Raw genomic sequence first — 18,026 nt, 5'->3', positions numbered from 1 at the left:
ATGATAAACCTCAATTTGGTGAACAAATATGATTGCGGATACAAAGATTTAAACTAACCACAATTGCCATCAACTTAAGAAATTGGTAACTCCCCAAAACGAAGAACATGAGTTGAGTTCTCATAAATAACTATAAAACAATAAAATTTTCGTTTTGGGGGCACTTCAAAATGTTAAGTTGATGGGCATGTGGTGCTACCCCATGTAGCGTCTGCAATGGAATACTAGAGGTTGTCCTATTTATTAAAAAATTTTAAAATGCGATCATTTATATATTGAGGATTCTCCATAGACATTAAATGGCCTACATCTTTCACCAATTCTACAGTTAAATTGGGTGATGAATTTTCAGCACATTTGAAAGCTTCTATTGGATTATACATTACTTCATTCTCTCCTAACATTAACAGCATTGGCGTTTGAATTTTGGCCAACTCTTGATTTTTAAAAATATATGGAAATCCTTGTTCTGTTGGAGTTTCATTTTTCACAGAATTATTCCGCATCATTCCTGCTATCAATTGTTCTTGAATAAAAGGATGAATAGTGTATCGCTTATTAAAAATCCAATCTAAAAATTTCTCGACCCCTTCCCTACTATTCATCATTCCTGAAGCATAGGAAAAAAACAAAGGATGAAAAGGAATATACGTTGCTGCAGGACTCATTATTACAGCCTTATTTACCATCTCTGGAAAAAATGTTAAGAAATTAACGGTATGCAAAGCACCATATGACAATCCTACAATATTCGTACTACTAATTTCTAATGTATGTAATACTTCTTTTAACCATAGTGCGTAACTTAAACGATTTGTAAAGTCTTTTTTAGGAATACTTTTATTTTTATCTCCTAAAATATCAACACACATAATTCTGAATTGTTTACTCCATTGTAAAATATTTGAATACCACATTGTCGAACTCATTTTTGCCCCATGGAGTAATACGAGAGGTTGTGCTAATTTATTACCACTTTCAATAATATGAGTCTTTCCTTGCGATGTTTGTACAAAGTAAGATGAAAAATTAGTTGGCCATAATTTTAGACTTTTCTCATAAGATTGTAGATAGTTAGTTTCTTGATATTTTTGTTCTAAATTCTTCATTTTTGTTCCCTCCATATAACTCATTTTTATAGTTCACTTTTAAAGTCACAGTAGTTTTGCTTTACCTAACACCCATTTTAAATTTAAAGGTTTCAATTTTATCGACTGCCTTGTTATATTCTCTATCGCTTTTTTAATATTTTCCGATTCTATAGCTGTTTTTTGTATAAATATCATTTGATAACACCTGCATTGCTGTATTACTTAATATTTCTGGAGTAAGCAAATTATAATTTAGCTGGACTCCGGCTTCTAATTCTTCTATTTATTCTTTGAGCAACTATAGGCTGACCTCCCATAACTGGAATAACTAGCATGGGAACACCAAAATATAAATTTTCACTGGAACTATTCATTCCTCCACGTGTAATAAATAGATCAGTATGTTGGAGAATATCTAATTGAGGAACGTAATTATATAACTTAAAATTAGAAGGATTATTTTCTAATTTCTAATTGACTAACATCATTTTGTTCCCCTACAACTAATATGACAGTAACCAGGATACCTCAAAATGTTGCAAAACATGTTTGATAAAAGTTGGGTTGCTGGTTAAATACTGTTCCCATAGAAATAAAAATTAACTTTTCCCTTCTCCTGTTCTAAGGAAAAAGAATCTCCATCTTTACGCTGTGCAATAGAAGGCCCGACAAATATATAAGAATCATCAAATTCCTCTACATTCCCTAAAAATCAAATAACTATTCCTTTATTGCTAGTGTCGATTTTGTACGGATATTTGAAGTGAAAATAAAAGTTTCCTCTTTGAATAAATTTTTACTAAATCCCCCTTCTACCCAAGAGTTTTTTTCTTTCATTTTAATAAAATCACTTGTACTATTAAATGGAAGAAACAATTAAGAAACAAAGTTGATATAAAAAATCACGTAATACCCTCTCTCTATTTCTCTCATGTATAATAAAAAAACACTAAGAGTAGCAAGGGCTGAATTATGCGCAGATATTAATATTTTTAATCTATTCATCATCAATATAATGAAGGTAAAAGTATTGATTTGAGAATATACACACAAAGATTACATTTAAGAAAAATGGAAGAACCCAATTCATTAAATTTATCACTTTAGCCAAAAAGACTCCTTCCTCAAGGAACGCGAAGTAAGTAGGTGGGATATGAATGTCAGTTGGCATAGCCCAACATGTTTGCTATCATTTACTTGTACAGATTGCTCTTTAAAAACCGAAGATATGAGGTTGGTTGCAGAAAAACGTTGCAACCGTAAAATCTTCAACGTTCTATCACCCCACGCTGGTCGAAGTTGCGAAAACTCAGCTAAAGTAGGAGTGTGGGAAGTCGTTCTTTAGAATTGTGCCCTTGGTTTAACAAATGATTTTTTGTAAATAATATGTTTGTTAAAAAATTTATTAAGGGGGACTTGTATGCCACAGGATCGAAAAGCAGAAGTTCAAAAACATGCATATGAAAGAAAAGAGATTATGCCAGATAATTCACAATCTCTACCGCGTCACATGCAAAAAGAGCTACCTCACGAATTTTCTGTAAATCCTCTGTTTGCCCGCGAAGGAGAATCCGTCGTTCCGCGTTTTCATATATCTGATGAAGGTATGTTACCAGAAACAGCGTATCAAATCGTCCATGATGAAATTACTCTTGATGGCAACGCCCGCCTAAATCTTGCAACATTCGTTAGCACATGGATGGAGCCTGCCGCAGAGCAACTATATGCAAAATCATTCGACAAGAACATGATTGATAAGGACGAATATCCACAGACAGCTGAAATTGAGGAGCGGTGTGTCCGTATCTTAGCCAACCTCTGGCATTCGCCAAGCCCCCTTACGACTATGGGCGTTTCAACAACTGGATCGTCAGAAGCATGTATGCTCGGTGGGCTTGCTTTAAAGCGACGCTGGCAAAATGCACGTAAAAGTGAAGGGAAGCCGTTGGATCGTCCCAATATTGTGTTTAGTTCGGCTGTTCAGGTCGTTTGGGAAAAATTCGCGAACTATTGGGAGGTTGAACCACGCTATGTGAAGGTTAGCCCAGAACATCCCCAATTGGATCCTCAGGGGGTTCTCGCAGCCGTGGATGAAAATACGATTGGTGTGGTACCGATTCTCGGTGAAACTTATACCGGTCTTTATGAACCGGTTGCCGAAATTGCAAAAGCGTTAGATGATTTACAGGCGAGAACGGGTCTTGACATTCCCATGCATGTAGATGCAGCTTCAGGAGGATTTATAGCACCGTTTCTTCAACCAGATTTAGTCTGGGATTTTCAATTACCGAGAGTGAAGTCCATCAATGTATCCGGACATAAATATGGATTAGTCTATCCTGGATTGGGTTGGATAATTTGGCGGGAAGCTGAAGATCTCCCTGAGGATCTAATCTTCCGTGTCTCCTATTTAGGTGGGAACATGCCAACCTTTGCCCTGAATTTCTCTCGTCCTGGCGCACAAGTGCTCCTACAATATTACAATTACCTACGTTTGGGGAAAAGTGGGTACTATGATGTACAAAGGGCTTCCCAGAAAGTCGCTCTTTTTCTTAGCAAAGCCATTCAGAAGATGGACCCATTCGAACTTTTGTCCGATGGCTCGGATATTCCGGTTTTCGCTTGGCGACTAAAAGAAGGTTACACATCAAATTGGAATCTTTATGATTTATCTCGACAATTACGTGTGTTCGGTTGGCAAGTACCCGCCTATCCATTGCCTCCAGATATGGAATCTGTGACAATTATGCGCGTTGTGGTTCGAAATGGATTTTCCATGGATCTCGCACATTTATTTTTGCGAAACCTCAAACAGACCGTTGCCTTTCTGGATTCCCTGGACGGGCCTATGCCGCATGATACGAAATGTAATAATGGGTTTCATCACTAAATGAAAAAAGCCTAATTTCTTCATATTAAATTGAGAAGTTAGGCTTTTTAGTTATTTCATTTTTTTATTGAATTCATTAACTGGAAGAAGTATTCAGGTTTATGAGTCTTATTTAGGTTATACCATGAATGTAATGTATCTGGTGTAAATACATCTATTTTTTTCAGTACCTCCATTGCAAATTCCAGAGGAGCTATTCCTGATGCAGTAACTAAATTCGCATCAGATACCGCAGATCCCAACTCATAGAACTTTTCTCCTTTATAGTTAGGACATACCATTTTAGTATATTCTAAGTTATTACTTGTATGCTTTCTAGTATCCAAGTATCCCATATTCGCGAGGGCATCAGTTGCACCACAAATTGCAGCAACAATAGTGCCAAGCTTTAAAGCTTGGCCAATTCTTTCTAAGATAGGTTGATGAATTTCTTCACCCCAAGTAGTCCCTCCTGGTAAAATTAAAAGATCTTTACTCTCAAGAGTACATTCATCAAGGGAAATATCTGGTTTTATGCTCAGCCCTCCCATAGTAGTAATCATTTCTTTATTAGCTCCTACTGTAATTACTTTTAAAGGTGCTAAATCTTTTTTGAAATATCTTCCTGAGTTTAGTTCAGCAATTAAATATCCATATTCCCAGTCCGACATTGTATTAAATACATATAAAAAAACTTTTTTTGTTTGCATCCAATAACACTCCAATCACAATTGATATAGCTATTATAATATAACTTCCCTGACAGTTAACGTCAGGGAAGTTATCATACTTGATGAAATTTTATTAATTCAGACAGAACTTCAATAATTCTCTTCTTAAGACTTATTGGCTCAATAACTTTAATAGATTTATTGTACGGTAAAAGTAAATAAGGTACATATTTATGTATCATATCTTTTTCAAGAAGAAAAACTGCTTGATTTGAAGTCCGTTCTTGTAAATAATGTCCTAAAAACCAATGTTGGCAAATATCAGCCAATACATTTTTATCCCCATTAATAACCAAAGAAATAATACTTTCCTTATCTTCTATAGTTGGAAGAAGACTTTTTATAAAAAAGTCACTTGCTGAAAAATTGTCTGGCCGGTTAAACTTATTTTCGGTTTGTATTAAACTTTCAATTCGATCTACTCTAAAACTACGGATATCATTCCTAAGATGACAAAATCCAATTACATACCATTTATTATTCCAATAGATAATTCTGTATGGATCGACCGATCTATAATTTAATTGCTTTTCGCCACTTTTATGGTAAAGAATTTTTACTGAACCCCCGTTAGCTACGGCCTGCTCCAACTCCTTCAAAAAAGTTTCTATAGAGTGTGAACTTAATCGACTTATTACTTCAAGACTAGTTAAATGTTGGTTTATCTTTATTTCCTGCTCTTGATTTGAGTATTTACTTAGTTTTGAAATGGCCCTATTTAATGCTTCACCTCCATAATACCCGGCTTCTTCTGCAAAAACAGCAGCATGAAATAGTGAAGTTTGCTCCTCAAAATCAAAAAAAAGAGGAGCCTCAATAAAATTGTTCAATAAAGTGTATCCGCCGTTATGTCCTGGTTCTGAAATTATAGGTACGCCACTAGTTGAAATTGTATCAATATAACGATACACAGTCCTTATATTTATCTCTAACTTTTCTGAAATTTGTTTTGCAGTAATTTTTTCACCTGAACGAAGCATCCATAGAATTGCTAGCATATTGTCAATTTTAGGCATATAATTTCACCTCTATATGAAACTTATTTTCTATTATATATTTCCGATCTTTGGTATAACTCATCAACTGTTCCTTTCCGATAGCTTTCTATATAATAAGGCCTAGACACATTTGTAATTTCATAAGTTTTTTATTTACAGTCATATCTCCCTCATTATAAAGCTTTACTGCATAATTCATTCCTGCATGATTTTTATGGTACTTCTTTGACCGCCCTTTCAACTTTCCTTCTTTCTTAGCTAGTTCAATTCCTTCACGCTATCGCATACGGATAAAATCACGTTCTAATCGGTTTACACCCGCCATAACAGTAATTAAGAATTGGATGTAGGGATTATCTTCTGATAAATCTAGCCATGTATCTTTTAAGGATATTAAATTTGCCTTTTTACTCCGTATGTTATCGATTAATTCAAATAAATCTTTTGTACTACGAGTAATTTGAGTTAAGTCCGTAACATAAATGATGTCACCTTCTTGTATACCATGCAACATTTTTGGAGGTTTTTTACAATATTTCGTTTCTCTGGGGACTTTTCCTTCAAATTAATATCTATTCCGATTTCGTTCAGTTGCTGAAATGGCCTTGAAGAATTCCGGTTAATTGAACTGACACGTATAATAGTATAAATGGTACTACAAGCGTAACTAGTTTCTTTACTTTCATATTAACCTTTCCCCTTAAAACTAAAGAGATTTATACCTATGCATATAAAAAGAGACATCTTTTATATGATATTGGTTAAATTTGGATGAACATTATTTTATATTGAAAAAATAAATACGTCAAAATTATTTTAGAGAAATTATAAAAATCATATTATATATAGATTAGCAAGCTAATGAAAAAATGCCCTCCTAAAAACGAAAAACGTGTTTCTATCTGAGAATTTATAAAAAAGGATGACGTTTTTATTTCTATTTGTATGTGTAATAAATTACACCTATTTCCTTGAGAATTTTAAAGATTCTCATTCCCAATACCTTACGAGTTATTGCTACAGATCTTGGTTTTGTACACAAAATCTATAGAAAGCAAGAAAAAGATTTTATATCTTTTTATGTTTAGAGGCGTTAAAAAATCACTACACCTCCTTCATATACGTGTAATATACAGGGATTTATAACTGGATATAGAACATAAAAAAGAGATGTTTATATTATTAATAAAATGATATACATAAGTGGAGGGTTAGAAAATGAAAATTGCAATAGTCTGTTTTGATAACTTTACCGATATAGATGTTTTTCTACCATGGGATTTATTAAATCGTGTACGTTTAGTCGGTGGTATTTCCGATTGGGATGTCCAGCTTTTAGGGACAGAACAATCTCATATATCTATGTCTGGCTTGCGTATTCCCATGACAGGAAGCATATCTAATATCCCTTTTGCCGATGCTGTAATATTTGCTAGCGGTAAAGGTGTAAAGGATTTATATAAAAATCAACAATATATTAATAGCATTCATGTAGATCCTCAAAGACAATTAATAGGATCTATGTGTTCTGGTTCACTACTATTAGGAGCTAAAAAATTGCTAACTGGCAAAAAAGCAACTACATATCCATCCGCAGTAGAACAGCTTAAAGAATTTGGCGTAGAGGTTATTGAAAAAAGTTTCGTAAACGAAGGAAATATATCGACTGCTGCAGGTTGTTTCGCTGCTCAAGAGCTCTCAGCTTGGATTATAAGGACCCTGCTTAATGAAGAAATGGTTGATATTGTACTAGAAACTGTTCAGCCAGTAGGAAAAGGTTTATATTTTTAAATAAGTCGAGTGATTGGTTAGTCCTGGAAACAATAAAATGAATTCTTTTGCTTAATATAGACATGGTGTGTCCCCATTTTAAAATAAAAAAACCCGCGAATCATTCACGGGTTTTCTTCTTAATAACTAATTGCTATTGTACCTTCACCTGCATGTACCGCAAATGAAATTGGTAATGGATATAGTTTGAAATCCATTTCAGGGAATGCTTGTCTAATATCTGCAATCCATTCTTCAGCTCCAGGTTTATCGTTAGCATGGAACATGTGAAGTACTTTTGGTAATTCTTTTTCAAGTTCATTTTTAATGTATTCTCGACATTTTTGGATTTTGCGAACTTTCTTTTCAAGTAAAAGCTCGCCACCTTTTACTTCTAATATTAAGTTAACACTTAATAAACTCCCAAGTAAAAATTGAACTCCCTTTACACGTCCACTTGCGTAAAGACCCTTTAAACTTTTCGGGAATACGTGGAAAGGTCTTCTTTTTTCATCTACTAATGTTTTGTGTATATCTTGTAAAGTCATACCATCATTGTATAACGATTTCGCTTTTCTAATTAGTTCATCCATTGGATAACTTGTTGTTTCGCTATCTAATACCGTTAATGGGAAACCTGCCATTTCTGCAGCTAACTTCATGTTTTGATAGGTTCCACTTACTTTTCCGCTAATAGCAACTGCAAATCCCTCTTCATATTCTTCTTTGCATTTCGAAAATAACTCTACCATTTCCCCTATGTTAGGTTGTGATGTAGTGACAGTTTTACCTTCGTTTAAAGCATTATAAACGCGCTCGCGCACACCTTCTTCACAATCTTTATACGACACACCATCAATAATAACTTCAATTGGGATAACAAAGTTATCTCCTTCTGTTGTAAAACTCGCAGTTGTACTATCAGTAATCCAAGCAACACGCTTCATGTTGTTCCTCCCTTAATTCAATTCCTCTTTTCTAATTTTTCTATATATTTATGTTATGAAAAGAGAATATCCCTGTAATAGTAACAGGACTTTATTGTTTTGGCTATAGTAGATAGATGATAAATGTGAATATTTCTTGTCTTTTTCACAAATTAAAAAGAAAATCAAGAAATTTGCTCGATTTTCTTTTTCTCATACATTATTTAAAAGTTTCATTATCTAAAATCACGACATAATCATTCGTCAACCGACCTGCTTCTTTCGTATAACTAACAAGTCTTTGTATGTTATCACAGCTAAGTTTTGCACCCCATACAAGTAATGGTACACCAATAAAGTCAATATGAAACCTTCTAGAAAACAGACCACCAAAAGTCATTGGTAAAGGTACTGTTGGTGATGTATTAGAAAAAATAATCTTTTCATGACTTTGATAATGTTTTTGCAATATCTCTCCTAAATGCTTCATTGCAGGTACAACGACTTTAGATGCCCCGCACCCAATTGTATATACAGGATTACCATTTTCATCTATTCCATGAAAAATAATTTTCCCCATATCTTCGGTTTTCAATTTATTAAAGTAATCTACATTTAATATTTCTTCTTTCGTTAACTTACGGTCAGTTGGCAATTTATTTAAATGATAAGCTGCAGCGAGTGCAGTTGAATGTGTTCCGCCGAAATCAGTGTAAATGAATATCATATGATCATCCCTTGTTATAAAAGTTCAATGTTATTTAGTATTACCGTTCACAGCATTGTTAAACAAGGGATAAATGTATTTACACTTTTTGTATTAACTCATTATATTTTTTCCAGATATAATATCGTCTACTTATTACCGTACCTAATGTAATACATAAAAAGGCATTCGTTACAACCATTAATGTGGAATGTGTACTACCTGAAAACATACTTTGCTTAATTCCAATTTTCGCACCTAAAATAACAAGAAGAATCATTGTGCTTAACCAATTTCCTTTTCGTAATACATGACCCGTTTCACTATCTAATCGAAATGTTAAAACTTTTCCGCGTATAATGCCAAAACCTAAGCCAATTCCAAGCATTGCAACAAATAATAGTCCTTGCAGCAAAGTTATTTGTCCCATATGAATAATGGACTGGATTGTTACAAAGCCCAACAAAACTGGAACAAGCCAAATGCGATTTATTTTGACTTTTCGCTCTTTCCCTTGCATCAAAACAATAATAAGAATAACAAGTACAATATCCATTTAAAGTCCTCCTATATAGTTGTTTGCCTTTAAAAATTATATTCTCTTCTTTTCATTTCATAATTGAAATACGATAGCTACTTTTAATTGTATGATGTGGAATGTGATTTCCCATCAGTCTGAAGCATTATTTTAAAAAATAAAAAGACGTACGAGTAACGAGTACGTCTTCAATAATTTTATTAATATATTCATAACCTCATTTGAATTTTCATTTATCAACTAATTCTACATCTTTGGAATTAGTTTTATCTAACACTCGAATGTTAAATTTAGTAACCATTTTTAAAGAGATTTTATAAATAAAATATCCAAAAATAGAACCTAAAACGTTACAGATTACATCATCAATATCAGTAATACGTCCCACACCACTAAATAAAGACTCAATTAATTGTAGCAATTCAATACTAATTGATATAGAAAATCCTAGTAGAATTGTATTTTTGAATTTCTTGTATTTATTCCATAAAATTGGTACTAAAAACCCTAAAGGCATTAATAATAAAATATTCCCGCCTACATTTCTTACAATTAGACCAATCATAAATTGACTATCTCCATCGTAAGCACTACCAATTTGATTGATGTCTTTAATAATTGATACAAATGGCATCATATTGACCGATCGATTCAAATTTTCAATATTAGAAGGAAAACCGATTGGTAAAGGGAATAGAGTGACTGCTACAATCATACAAATATAGACTACGAATAAAAAGCTTATTATTTCTTGCCACCAAATCACATATTTTTTATTTTTTATACTCATTAATATCCCACGTACAATTAAATAACAAATAATCACTAAAATAATAAACAAACTACCATTGATCATATACAAGATGTTAGTACTTCCCTTCATAATGAATTAATAATTAAAATTTACAACTCTATAGTAATGTTTTTGAATCCTAAAATCTTTATGATTATATACATAAAATTACAAAACCCCTTATTTAGTAAATAAAGGGTTTCTCGTCAATTAAAATGTTTTTCAAAACAAAAACAATCATGAACTCGTTTAAATTGTTTTCTTATGTCTTCTTTATTTTCACCTGTATAATGAGCAAATGTTTGAACCGGATATAACTGATCAATATTACTTTTCATTACACCTTTTATCTCGTCTGTATGATCGCTATATACGTGTAAATACGAATCTACGTTTACAAATCCGTTCTTTTCATACCATCCATGTACCCATAGATTGTCCCTAGTCCACGCTTCTAATCGATTTAGGTTAAGTTCTTTCGCTAACTTTTCTGCCTCATTTAATAGTTGATTACCAATTTTCATTCTACGGAAATCCGGATGAACTGCAATATGCCAAATCATGCCGCCAAGACCTGTCCCTCTTGAACATACCGTACGTTCTTCTAATTCATATTCAATATCTATTAAACCCACAATTTGATTTTCGTATACAGCTACTAATTCAATTGCAGGATTTTCATATTTTTCTTTCTCTCTAAATACGTTATCGTAATATGCTGTATCTAAAAAAGATAACACACGGCAACGTACCCAACCGGTTTCATCAGATTTTTTATATGCTCTAATCTTAGTATCCATGTAATCTAAAAGCCCCTCTATATTTTTATTAATTTTTTAACCCCTACTTCGTTACTTTAGACATATAATCAATTGAACAATCTAAATCTAGATATAATAATTTCCTGCGCTACATCCTTTGCATTAATCATACTTGTCACCGTCATATACAGAAGAGATTCTTCCACCTAATTATTATTCAATATATAGATGAAAGAATCCTCTAGTGATGTATACTAATTGAAAAATGGAAGAAAAAATTATTTGGAATCTACTGACTCAGCATGATATACCTTGGATTTTGAAGGTAATAAAGTAAACACACACAATATAATAGTTATAAGTAACATTACCAATGATCCTACAATAACTACAAGTTGTATAGAAATAAATTGAGTTGCAACTCCGAATAGAATCGTAATCAAAATGGTTATGCCGGCAATTACTAGTCCATATATACTTCCAATCCGTCCCATTATGTGAACGGGAACGTTGTTTTGATAAAAGGTATAATATCCTGTATTTGCATATGCCATAGAGAAAGATAAAATAAGAAATCCGATAGCAGCTATTACGAACCCATTTGAAAAAGCATAAATTAAATAACCAATTGCAATGAATAATGATCCTATTCCAATTAAAAATGACGGCGCTAATTTTTTAGATAACATTGTATTTGTTATAGCTCCTAAAATAATTCCAGCCCCGCCGGCACTAACTAAAAATCCATATTCACTATCTGTTAACAATAGAACTTCTTTAGCAAATGACAATTCAAGCGAATCATTTGCGGTAGCTAAAACCATCATCCCTTGAAATAAGAAGTACACAAAAACGATATACGAAGATTTTTTACTAAATTTTAAAACGATGTTCCAATCTTTTTTTAGTACAGCTAAAGATAACTTGTCATTTGATGTATGCATATCGGATTTTTTATCAAGATTAGGTAATAGCAATGTAATTACTCCTGATAAGAGAAATGCTATAGCATTTATATATATTGCAAACTCTGGTGTACTTGCTATTAACAATACTCCCGCTATCGCTGGGCCAATTAAAAATGCACCAGATCCTATTAAACTACGCAATGAGTTGAAACGTTGTCTTTTCTCAACTGGAATTAATTTAGTCATATATGTCATAGCAGTTGGCTCGTAAATTGCATTAGCCATACTAATAAAGAATACGAATACATAAACCATCCAAAGTGATGGAAGTAAAGATAAAATAGCGATAAATACCGCACGATATATATCGAGGTGAAACATTAATTTTCGTTTATTTAAACGATCAATCATACTCCCTGACCAAGCGTTTGTTAATAAAGCGGCTAATGGTTTAATTACATATAAAGTAGCAACAGCTAGGGCTGAGCCACCCATATTATAGACAAGTACGTTTAGTGCTATCAAGTAAATCCATGCCCCTAAATTTGCAATACCAACTCCGGACAGTAATAATAAAGGATATTTCCAATCGTTAAGTAAGTTTTTCATTTTCGGCCCCGCTTTCCAAATTATTTTTAACCAATAAAAAAACCCCACCCCCAAGACTTTAGTCTTAGGGACGAGATTTATCATCGCGGTGCCACCCTAGTTTGTTAATATGTCACCATATTAACCTTATCAGGTACTGCATTCTAATTCATGCTTATACCATAGCTCTATAACGGGAGCTCCCGTCACACCACCCCCTAATAATAGGTTCCGATGTGCTGCTCAGAGGCTTGGTTCAATAAAGAATTTTTACTCCTTTTCAGCTAAATGGAGCTCTCTGTGAAAAATTCATTTTATTTACTCTTCTCTTCACTGCATTTGATTTTTCCATATTATCACATTTACATTTAACTGTAAATAAAAAATAATCAGATATTTACAGTTGGGTCATTTTTGCTTTTCGACCAATTCGGCATACGAAACGCATTAGCTTTTTATGAAGATAAGGAAATAAAGTGAAGAATACATCCATTGTTTTTTTTAACGGCATTGGACATATAACTAATTTATTTTTATGAATAGCTTTCAGTGCAATTTCAGCAAACTTGTCTGCTGAAATCGGCTTATTTGTTTTTAGTTGTTTTATAATTTGGTCCTTATTCATATTAATTGCAATTGATTTTTCAAATATGGGTGTATCTACAAAAGTTGGACAAAGTACACTTACATTTACACCATATTCTTCTGCCTCATAATGTAATGAAGTGGTTAAACCGACGATAGCATGTTTTGTTGTTGCGTACGCGGTACAAAGTGGAGCAGGTCCTAAACCTGTTGCAGACGCAGTATTAATGATATGACCAAATCCTTGTTTTTTCATGAATTGGTAAGCCAATTGTGTCCCGTAAATTACTCCTAATAAGTTTATTTCAATAATATGTTTCCAATTATCTAAAGACATATCGAATACTTCTCCATACATAGCAATTCCTGCATTATTAAACATATAATCAATTCTACCAAACTCATTAACTATTTTTATAATAAGTTCCTCTACGGATCCAGCGTTAGTAACATCTAAATATTCGAACCTAGCTAGTTGATTATTATTTTTTATATTATTCACAAGCTCTTGACCACTTGTTTCATTAATATCTGCGATAATTACAAATATATCTTTATTTGCTAATTGAATAGCTAAAGCTTTACCGATACCAGAAGCTCCGCCAGTTACAATCGCGACTCTTTGTTCATCCATATAAAAAACCTCCTGTTGTTAATACATATAATGAAAACGGACGAGTGTAAAGATTTGAACAATCGTTCTAATTCGCTTGTAATACTACGCATGTTTGTTTGAAATAGAGAGTAAAAAAATCGTAATGGCTTCATTAAATAAAACTTCTAATTCCTCTGTTTCAAATGAATGAATGAATTGACATAATCCACCTAGCCATGAACCTAATAAAAGACTTGAATCCTCAACATTTTCTATATAAAATTCACCACTTTGTATACCTTCATCCAAAATTTTTTGATATGTTTTTAAAGGGATAACAGCTAAACCATAGAGTTGTTGAATTGTAGAAGGGTTCGCGCTCGGATCAGAGGCAAGTTCTTGTCCGGCTCTTAATAATGGCGTTTTGTAATTATAAAGTACAAATTTAGCTATCCCATATAATTTCCCAGTAGCGTTTGTATACTGTTTTTCTGCTATTTCCCATTTATTGTGCCAATTTCTCATACTGTCTTTAGCTAAATAAACAAATAATTCTTCTTTATTTTTATAATGGTAATATATATGTCCTTTACTATAACCAGAGGCTTTTGCAATGTTATCAATTGAAGTTCTTGTATATCCTTTTAAGGAAAATAATTCTGTCGCCTTCTCTGCTATTACTTCTTTGGCTAAATCGCTATCGTATCGTCTTTTATTCAATGTAGACTCCTTCCGTCGTTTAATACAAAAAAATTGAACAATCGTTCTAATTTCAATATATGTAAGTTTTTTTGTTTTAGTAACTGTTAAGTTTCTTATTTATTATTTTTTATAAAAATTACGGTGCGTGAAATTACTAAACTCTATAAAAAAAGAGCCTATTGTATATAGACCCTTCACATTGCTTGAATTAATTTGTATTTGCCTCTGCTAACGGTTGTAACGGTGGTTCTAATTTTAGTTCTAATGCATCGCCTTCTTGTATAGCTTGTCCTTTTTCAATACTTTGATTTGTTACATATCCCGTACCTGAAGTTTTTAAATCTAATTTTAATAGTTTAGAAAAATACATAACATCACGCATTGACCAACCTTGTAAATTGGGCATTGTTGCGTTGTTTCCTAATAAAAATATACGATCACCTTCACTCATTACTTCACCAGACTGCGGATATTGTTTTTTTATTTTTCCTTCTCCTAAAATTATCGGTTGGAGTTTCTCTTTTTTCACATTATTCTCTACCGTATCTATTGATTGATTCACATAGTTTTGCACTTTTAATTGGGATTTTTTCGTTGCATCGGCCATTTGTTGTTCTGTATATGGTTTCACCTTTAAATATTCAAGGCTATTTTTCACAACTGGTTTAAATATTTCAGCGAGTGGCTGGGCTCCATATTCATCTCCCTTTAACTTTGGCTGCTTAATAGCTAAATATATAATTAACTCTGGGTCATCAATTGGAGCCATACCTAAAAATGAAAAAATATAATTTTCTTTTCCTTCCATATATCGTCCATTTTCAGGATTCGGAATTTGGGCTGTTCCTGTCTTGCCTCCTATTGGGTAACCATCGACTTTATACATTGTACCTGTACCTTTTGAAGACGTAATAACACGCTCCATTAAGTCTCTTACCTTGTCCGCAGTCTCTTTTTTTATCGGATTGCCAACTTCTTTCGGTTGATTTTCCATAATAACTTGCTTGTTTGTTGGATTTACAACTTTGTCAACGATATATGGTTGCATCATTTTCCCGTCATTTGCTATAGCCGTAGCAGCTTGGATTAATTGAATTGGAGTTACTGTAGAACCTTGTCCGAAAGAAGTTGTTACTTGTTGAATTTGTGTATTTAATAGTAAAGTATTTTTACTTTCACCAGGTAAATCTATTCCCGTTTTTTGGTTAAAACCAAATTTATTCATATATTGCTTAAATTTATTTGGTTTTAATAACTGATCTTCTAAAATAGAAAAAGCTACGTTTGATGACCTTTCAAAACCTTCATCAAATGTTATAGATCCCCATCCAAACCCACCATTATGATCTTTTATATCCGCTGAACCTACTGAATACTTGCCGGATTGAAAATATTCTTTCCCGTTATATACACCTTCATTGATTGCAGCAGCTAACGTAAATACTTTCATCGTTGAACCTGGTTCATATGCATTTGCGATTGGATCATTTAAAAAGTATTCAATATCCCCTTTATTAGGGTTAAAACTGGGTTTACTAGACATAGCTAAAACTTTCCCAGTCTTTGGATCCGCTATAATACCTACTAACATAGAAGGATCATAGTGCTCTTGCGCCTTATTCATCGCTTCTTCTAAAAAACTATTAATTTGTTTATCAAGCGTAAGATATACGTTATTTCCATGTTTAGCGGGTTCTATTTTTCCTATATCATTTGTAAGCGGGATACCTCCTCGTGCTCCCACATATTCTATATTCCCATTTGTCGAGCGCAAATATTTATCTAAACTTTTTTCAAGTCCAAACTTCCCTTCTGTATTTCCTTTATCGTCTGGTCTAGCAAAACCAAGTATATAAGATGCAAAATCTTCATTTGGATACACTCTTGCTTTCTCAGGCATAAAAGAAACACCCGGGATTTTCAATTTTTTAATTTGTTCTTTCTTTTCCCTAGACAAATTCCGGCCAACTTTTCCGATTTCAACTTGCGTACGCCCCTCATGGAAATTTTTTAATACGTCCTCTTTATCAATTTCAAGCGCAGTAGCTAATTGCTCTGCAGTTTCATCTTTATTCTTCACTTTGTCATTACCTTTCAAATTCACAACAACACGATACGTTGTTGAATCTTGAACGAGCACTTTTCCAGTTTGATCATAAATCGTGCCACGATTCGCTTCCAAAACACCATTTTTATTATGTTGTTCATTTGCTAAATCCTTTACATTCACATTATGCACGACTCCTACTGCTTGAATATAGAAAAAACGCAAAAGCATAATAAGAAACAAAACAATAAAAGCAATCATAAAATACCGCGCGCCTTTATTCGTTTGAAGTTTATACATATTTCGCTCCTTTCTTTTTATTGATACATGCAAGGATGTGCTTTAAAATATGTAATTTTTACTTTCAATACTATATGTTTCGAAGTTTTCCTTTCAATTCCTTTAAAACGTTCTGAAAGTAGCCATTGTTTCTTTTTTATTTATCTATTTACATTGCGGTGCGTGAAATTTTTGAATATTCAGACAAACTTAGGTTGACTTATTATAATCTACAAATTTAATAAAAACTTTTGATACTAGCTCATTTGTTCCTTCATCATTCTTTTAATGCGTATATCCTTATCTTGTACATAATAAAAAGTTCTCCTCTGGATTTCCAAAGGAGAACTTAAAAAAACTACGAATAGTTATTTATAACAATTAAGCTATATGATTATATTTCGCTAAAAAAGGAATTCGTTTTGCTACTAATGCGTACATTTTGAATACAAGTTTCGCTATCGGCTCCAACATACGTGTACTTTGCACTACTAAGCCACTTGTGATAAATGTTAAGAAAGCAGCACCCAGTATATCTAAAGGATAATGAACACCTACGTACATACGTGAAACACCGACTAATACTGCCCAAATAAGAGCGACATATTTAAGTTTTTCTCCTCTAAGCAAAAATACAAATGCAATGGAAAATACAAGTACTGAATGATCACTAACAAATGATGAGTCTGCTGCATGTGGTACTAATTGATGTACATCATGTGATACAAATGGACGTGGGTGGTAATATACCGCATGTATCACAACATTTACTAATAATGCGATAATGACTGAAAGTGTCGTATATAACACTGTGTATTGTTTTTTAATTGCATTGACTTTTTTTCCATTATTAAACCATAAGATAAACATAAACAAAATTGCTACATATACAGCACTATTTGTAATAGCAATCATTAGCGTATCTAATAGTTTGGACGATCCAGCTAAATTATTAAACCATTGAAATACTGTGTAATTCATAATTCTCTCTCCTTAAATAAAAGCGTTCTTGATTTACACAGTATACAACATCAATATGAAAATGGGCTTAAACTTTTCTCATCTAATTCTCATTTTACTATTACTCATTTGACAATATTGAGACTAATTATAACGGCTAATTATGTATAAAGCTAAAA

The 18,026-nt window shown here is 32.9% G+C and carries 16 protein-coding genes, 1 pseudogene and 1 other annotated feature; of the genes and pseudogenes, 2 read left to right on the top strand and 15 right to left on the bottom strand.

All coding sequences use genetic code 11. The annotated features are described in order from the left end of the window. Positions 1–236: 236 nt before the first annotated feature. A complete protein-coding gene (locus PDK19_RS13575; RefSeq protein ID WP_014893674.1) occupies positions 237–1,109 on the bottom strand; it encodes an alpha/beta fold hydrolase in 873 nt (290 codons plus the stop codon). A 227-nt stretch (positions 1,110–1,336) separates the two neighbouring features. Then, positions 1,337–1,504, bottom strand: coding sequence for a glycosyltransferase (locus PDK19_RS27300; protein WP_318825955.1), 168 nt, complete (start codon positions 1,502–1,504; stop codon positions 1,337–1,339). A 1,007-nt stretch (positions 1,505–2,511) separates the two neighbouring features. On the opposite strand from PDK19_RS27300, the gene PDK19_RS13565 reads away from it, so the two are divergent. Beyond that, on the top strand, positions 2,512–3,981 hold the full coding sequence (locus PDK19_RS13565; protein ID WP_001135423.1) for a glutamate decarboxylase: 1,470 nt from the start codon (positions 2,512–2,514) through the stop codon (positions 3,979–3,981). A 56-nt stretch (positions 3,982–4,037) separates the two neighbouring features. Here the strand turns inward: PDK19_RS13565 and PDK19_RS13560 are convergent, their stop codons facing one another. The 3 genes and pseudogenes from PDK19_RS13560 to PDK19_RS13550 form a co-directional block, all read right to left on the bottom strand. After that, a complete protein-coding gene (locus PDK19_RS13560; RefSeq protein ID WP_049111347.1) occupies positions 4,038–4,670 on the bottom strand; it encodes a type 1 glutamine amidotransferase family protein in 633 nt (210 codons plus the stop codon). A 74-nt stretch (positions 4,671–4,744) separates the two neighbouring features. After that, entirely contained in the window at positions 4,745–5,707 is a 963-nt protein-coding gene (locus PDK19_RS13555) for a helix-turn-helix transcriptional regulator (protein ID WP_001124116.1), read from the bottom strand. Between the two features lie 63 nt (positions 5,708–5,770). Continuing rightward, positions 5,771–6,313, bottom strand: a pseudogene (locus tag PDK19_RS13550) (recombinase family protein). A 594-nt stretch (positions 6,314–6,907) separates the two neighbouring features. Between PDK19_RS13550 and PDK19_RS13545 the strand changes: the two are divergent. Beyond that, a complete protein-coding gene (locus PDK19_RS13545; protein ID WP_049112220.1) occupies positions 6,908–7,480 on the top strand; it encodes a DJ-1/PfpI family protein in 573 nt (190 codons plus the stop codon). Between the two features lie 119 nt (positions 7,481–7,599). On the opposite strand, the gene PDK19_RS13540 is transcribed toward PDK19_RS13545, so the two are convergent. From PDK19_RS13540 to PDK19_RS13495, 10 genes are all read right to left on the bottom strand, one after another. After that, the gene (locus tag PDK19_RS13540) at positions 7,600–8,406 is read right to left on the bottom strand and encodes a DegV family protein (RefSeq protein ID WP_000831949.1); all 807 of its coding nucleotides are present in this window, start codon (positions 8,404–8,406) and stop codon (positions 7,600–7,602) included. A 199-nt stretch (positions 8,407–8,605) separates the two neighbouring features. Then, entirely contained in the window at positions 8,606–9,112 is a 507-nt protein-coding gene (locus PDK19_RS13535; protein ID WP_014893677.1) for a DUF3189 family protein, read from the bottom strand. A gap of 79 nt (positions 9,113–9,191) precedes the next feature. Continuing rightward, on the bottom strand, positions 9,192–9,647 hold the full coding sequence (locus PDK19_RS13530; protein WP_000355837.1) for a DUF1453 family protein: 456 nt from the start codon (positions 9,645–9,647) through the stop codon (positions 9,192–9,194). Between the two features lie 211 nt (positions 9,648–9,858). After that, positions 9,859–10,491 (bottom strand): VanZ family protein, encoded by a 633-nt coding sequence (locus tag PDK19_RS13525; RefSeq protein WP_000281848.1) that lies wholly within the window; start codon positions 10,489–10,491, stop codon positions 9,859–9,861. A 137-nt stretch (positions 10,492–10,628) separates the two neighbouring features. After that, complete coding sequence (locus PDK19_RS13520) at positions 10,629–11,222, bottom strand: GNAT family N-acetyltransferase (protein ID WP_000379883.1); 594 nt, start codon at positions 11,220–11,222, stop codon at positions 10,629–10,631. Positions 11,223–11,461: 239 nt separating this feature from the next. Beyond that, positions 11,462–12,700 carry an MFS transporter gene (locus PDK19_RS13515; protein WP_049112231.1) on the bottom strand — a complete coding sequence of 413 codons (1,239 nt, stop codon included), beginning with the start codon at positions 12,698–12,700 and terminating at the stop codon, positions 11,462–11,464. A 63-nt stretch (positions 12,701–12,763) separates the two neighbouring features. Next, positions 12,764–13,022: a binding site (T-box leader), on the bottom strand. 54 nt (positions 13,023–13,076) lie between these two features. Next, positions 13,077–13,898: an SDR family NAD(P)-dependent oxidoreductase gene (locus PDK19_RS13510; protein WP_000344381.1), complete on the bottom strand. Its 822-nt coding sequence runs from the start codon at positions 13,896–13,898 to the stop codon at positions 13,077–13,079. 84 nt (positions 13,899–13,982) lie between these two features. After that, entirely contained in the window at positions 13,983–14,579 is a 597-nt protein-coding gene (locus tag PDK19_RS13505; protein ID WP_270707311.1) for a TetR family transcriptional regulator C-terminal domain-containing protein, read from the bottom strand. 190 nt (positions 14,580–14,769) lie between these two features. Then, positions 14,770–16,908 (bottom strand): penicillin-binding protein, encoded by a 2,139-nt coding sequence (locus tag PDK19_RS13500; protein ID WP_270707309.1) that lies wholly within the window; start codon positions 16,906–16,908, stop codon positions 14,770–14,772. Positions 16,909–17,268: 360 nt separating this feature from the next. Continuing rightward, positions 17,269–17,868, bottom strand: a complete 600-nt coding sequence (locus PDK19_RS13495; RefSeq protein ID WP_001110138.1) for an undecaprenyl-diphosphatase — start codon at positions 17,866–17,868, stop codon at positions 17,269–17,271. Positions 17,869–18,026: the final 158 nt, after the last annotated feature.

Origin of the sequence: Bacillus cereus group sp. BcHK124 (genome assembly GCF_027712065.1) — a bacterium.
Classification (GTDB): domain Bacteria; phylum Bacillota; class Bacilli; order Bacillales; family Bacillaceae_G; genus Bacillus_A; species Bacillus_A pacificus.
Note: the sequence above shows the minus strand (reverse complement) of the source record. Positions and strands in the feature narration are given on the sequence as shown.

Coding starts and splice junctions, on each gene's coding strand:
- PDK19_RS13495 (WP_001110138.1), bottom strand. CDS start 17,868: ATGAATTACACAGTATTTCAATGGTTTAATAATTTAGCTGGATCGTCC.
- PDK19_RS13540 (WP_000831949.1), bottom strand. CDS start 8,406: ATGAAGCGTGTTGCTTGGATTACTGATAGTACAACTGCGAGTTTTACA.
- PDK19_RS13510 (WP_000344381.1), bottom strand. CDS start 13,898: ATGGATGAACAAAGAGTCGCGATTGTAACTGGCGGAGCTTCTGGTATC.
- PDK19_RS13565 (WP_001135423.1), top strand. CDS start 2,512: ATGCCACAGGATCGAAAAGCAGAAGTTCAAAAACATGCATATGAAAGA.
- PDK19_RS13555 (WP_001124116.1), bottom strand. CDS start 5,707: ATGCCTAAAATTGACAATATGCTAGCAATTCTATGGATGCTTCGTTCA.
- PDK19_RS13560 (WP_049111347.1), bottom strand. CDS start 4,670: ATGCAAACAAAAAAAGTTTTTTTATATGTATTTAATACAATGTCGGAC.
- PDK19_RS13575 (WP_014893674.1), bottom strand. CDS start 1,109: ATGAAGAATTTAGAACAAAAATATCAAGAAACTAACTATCTACAATCT.
- PDK19_RS13515 (WP_049112231.1), bottom strand. CDS start 12,700: ATGAAAAACTTACTTAACGATTGGAAATATCCTTTATTATTACTGTCC.
- PDK19_RS13535 (WP_014893677.1), bottom strand. CDS start 9,112: ATGATATTCATTTACACTGATTTCGGCGGAACACATTCAACTGCACTC.
- PDK19_RS13500 (WP_270707309.1), bottom strand. CDS start 16,908: ATGTATAAACTTCAAACGAATAAAGGCGCGCGGTATTTTATGATTGCT.
- PDK19_RS13545 (WP_049112220.1), top strand. CDS start 6,908: ATGAAAATTGCAATAGTCTGTTTTGATAACTTTACCGATATAGATGTT.
- PDK19_RS13520 (WP_000379883.1), bottom strand. CDS start 11,222: ATGGATACTAAGATTAGAGCATATAAAAAATCTGATGAAACCGGTTGG.
- PDK19_RS13530 (WP_000355837.1), bottom strand. CDS start 9,647: ATGGATATTGTACTTGTTATTCTTATTATTGTTTTGATGCAAGGGAAA.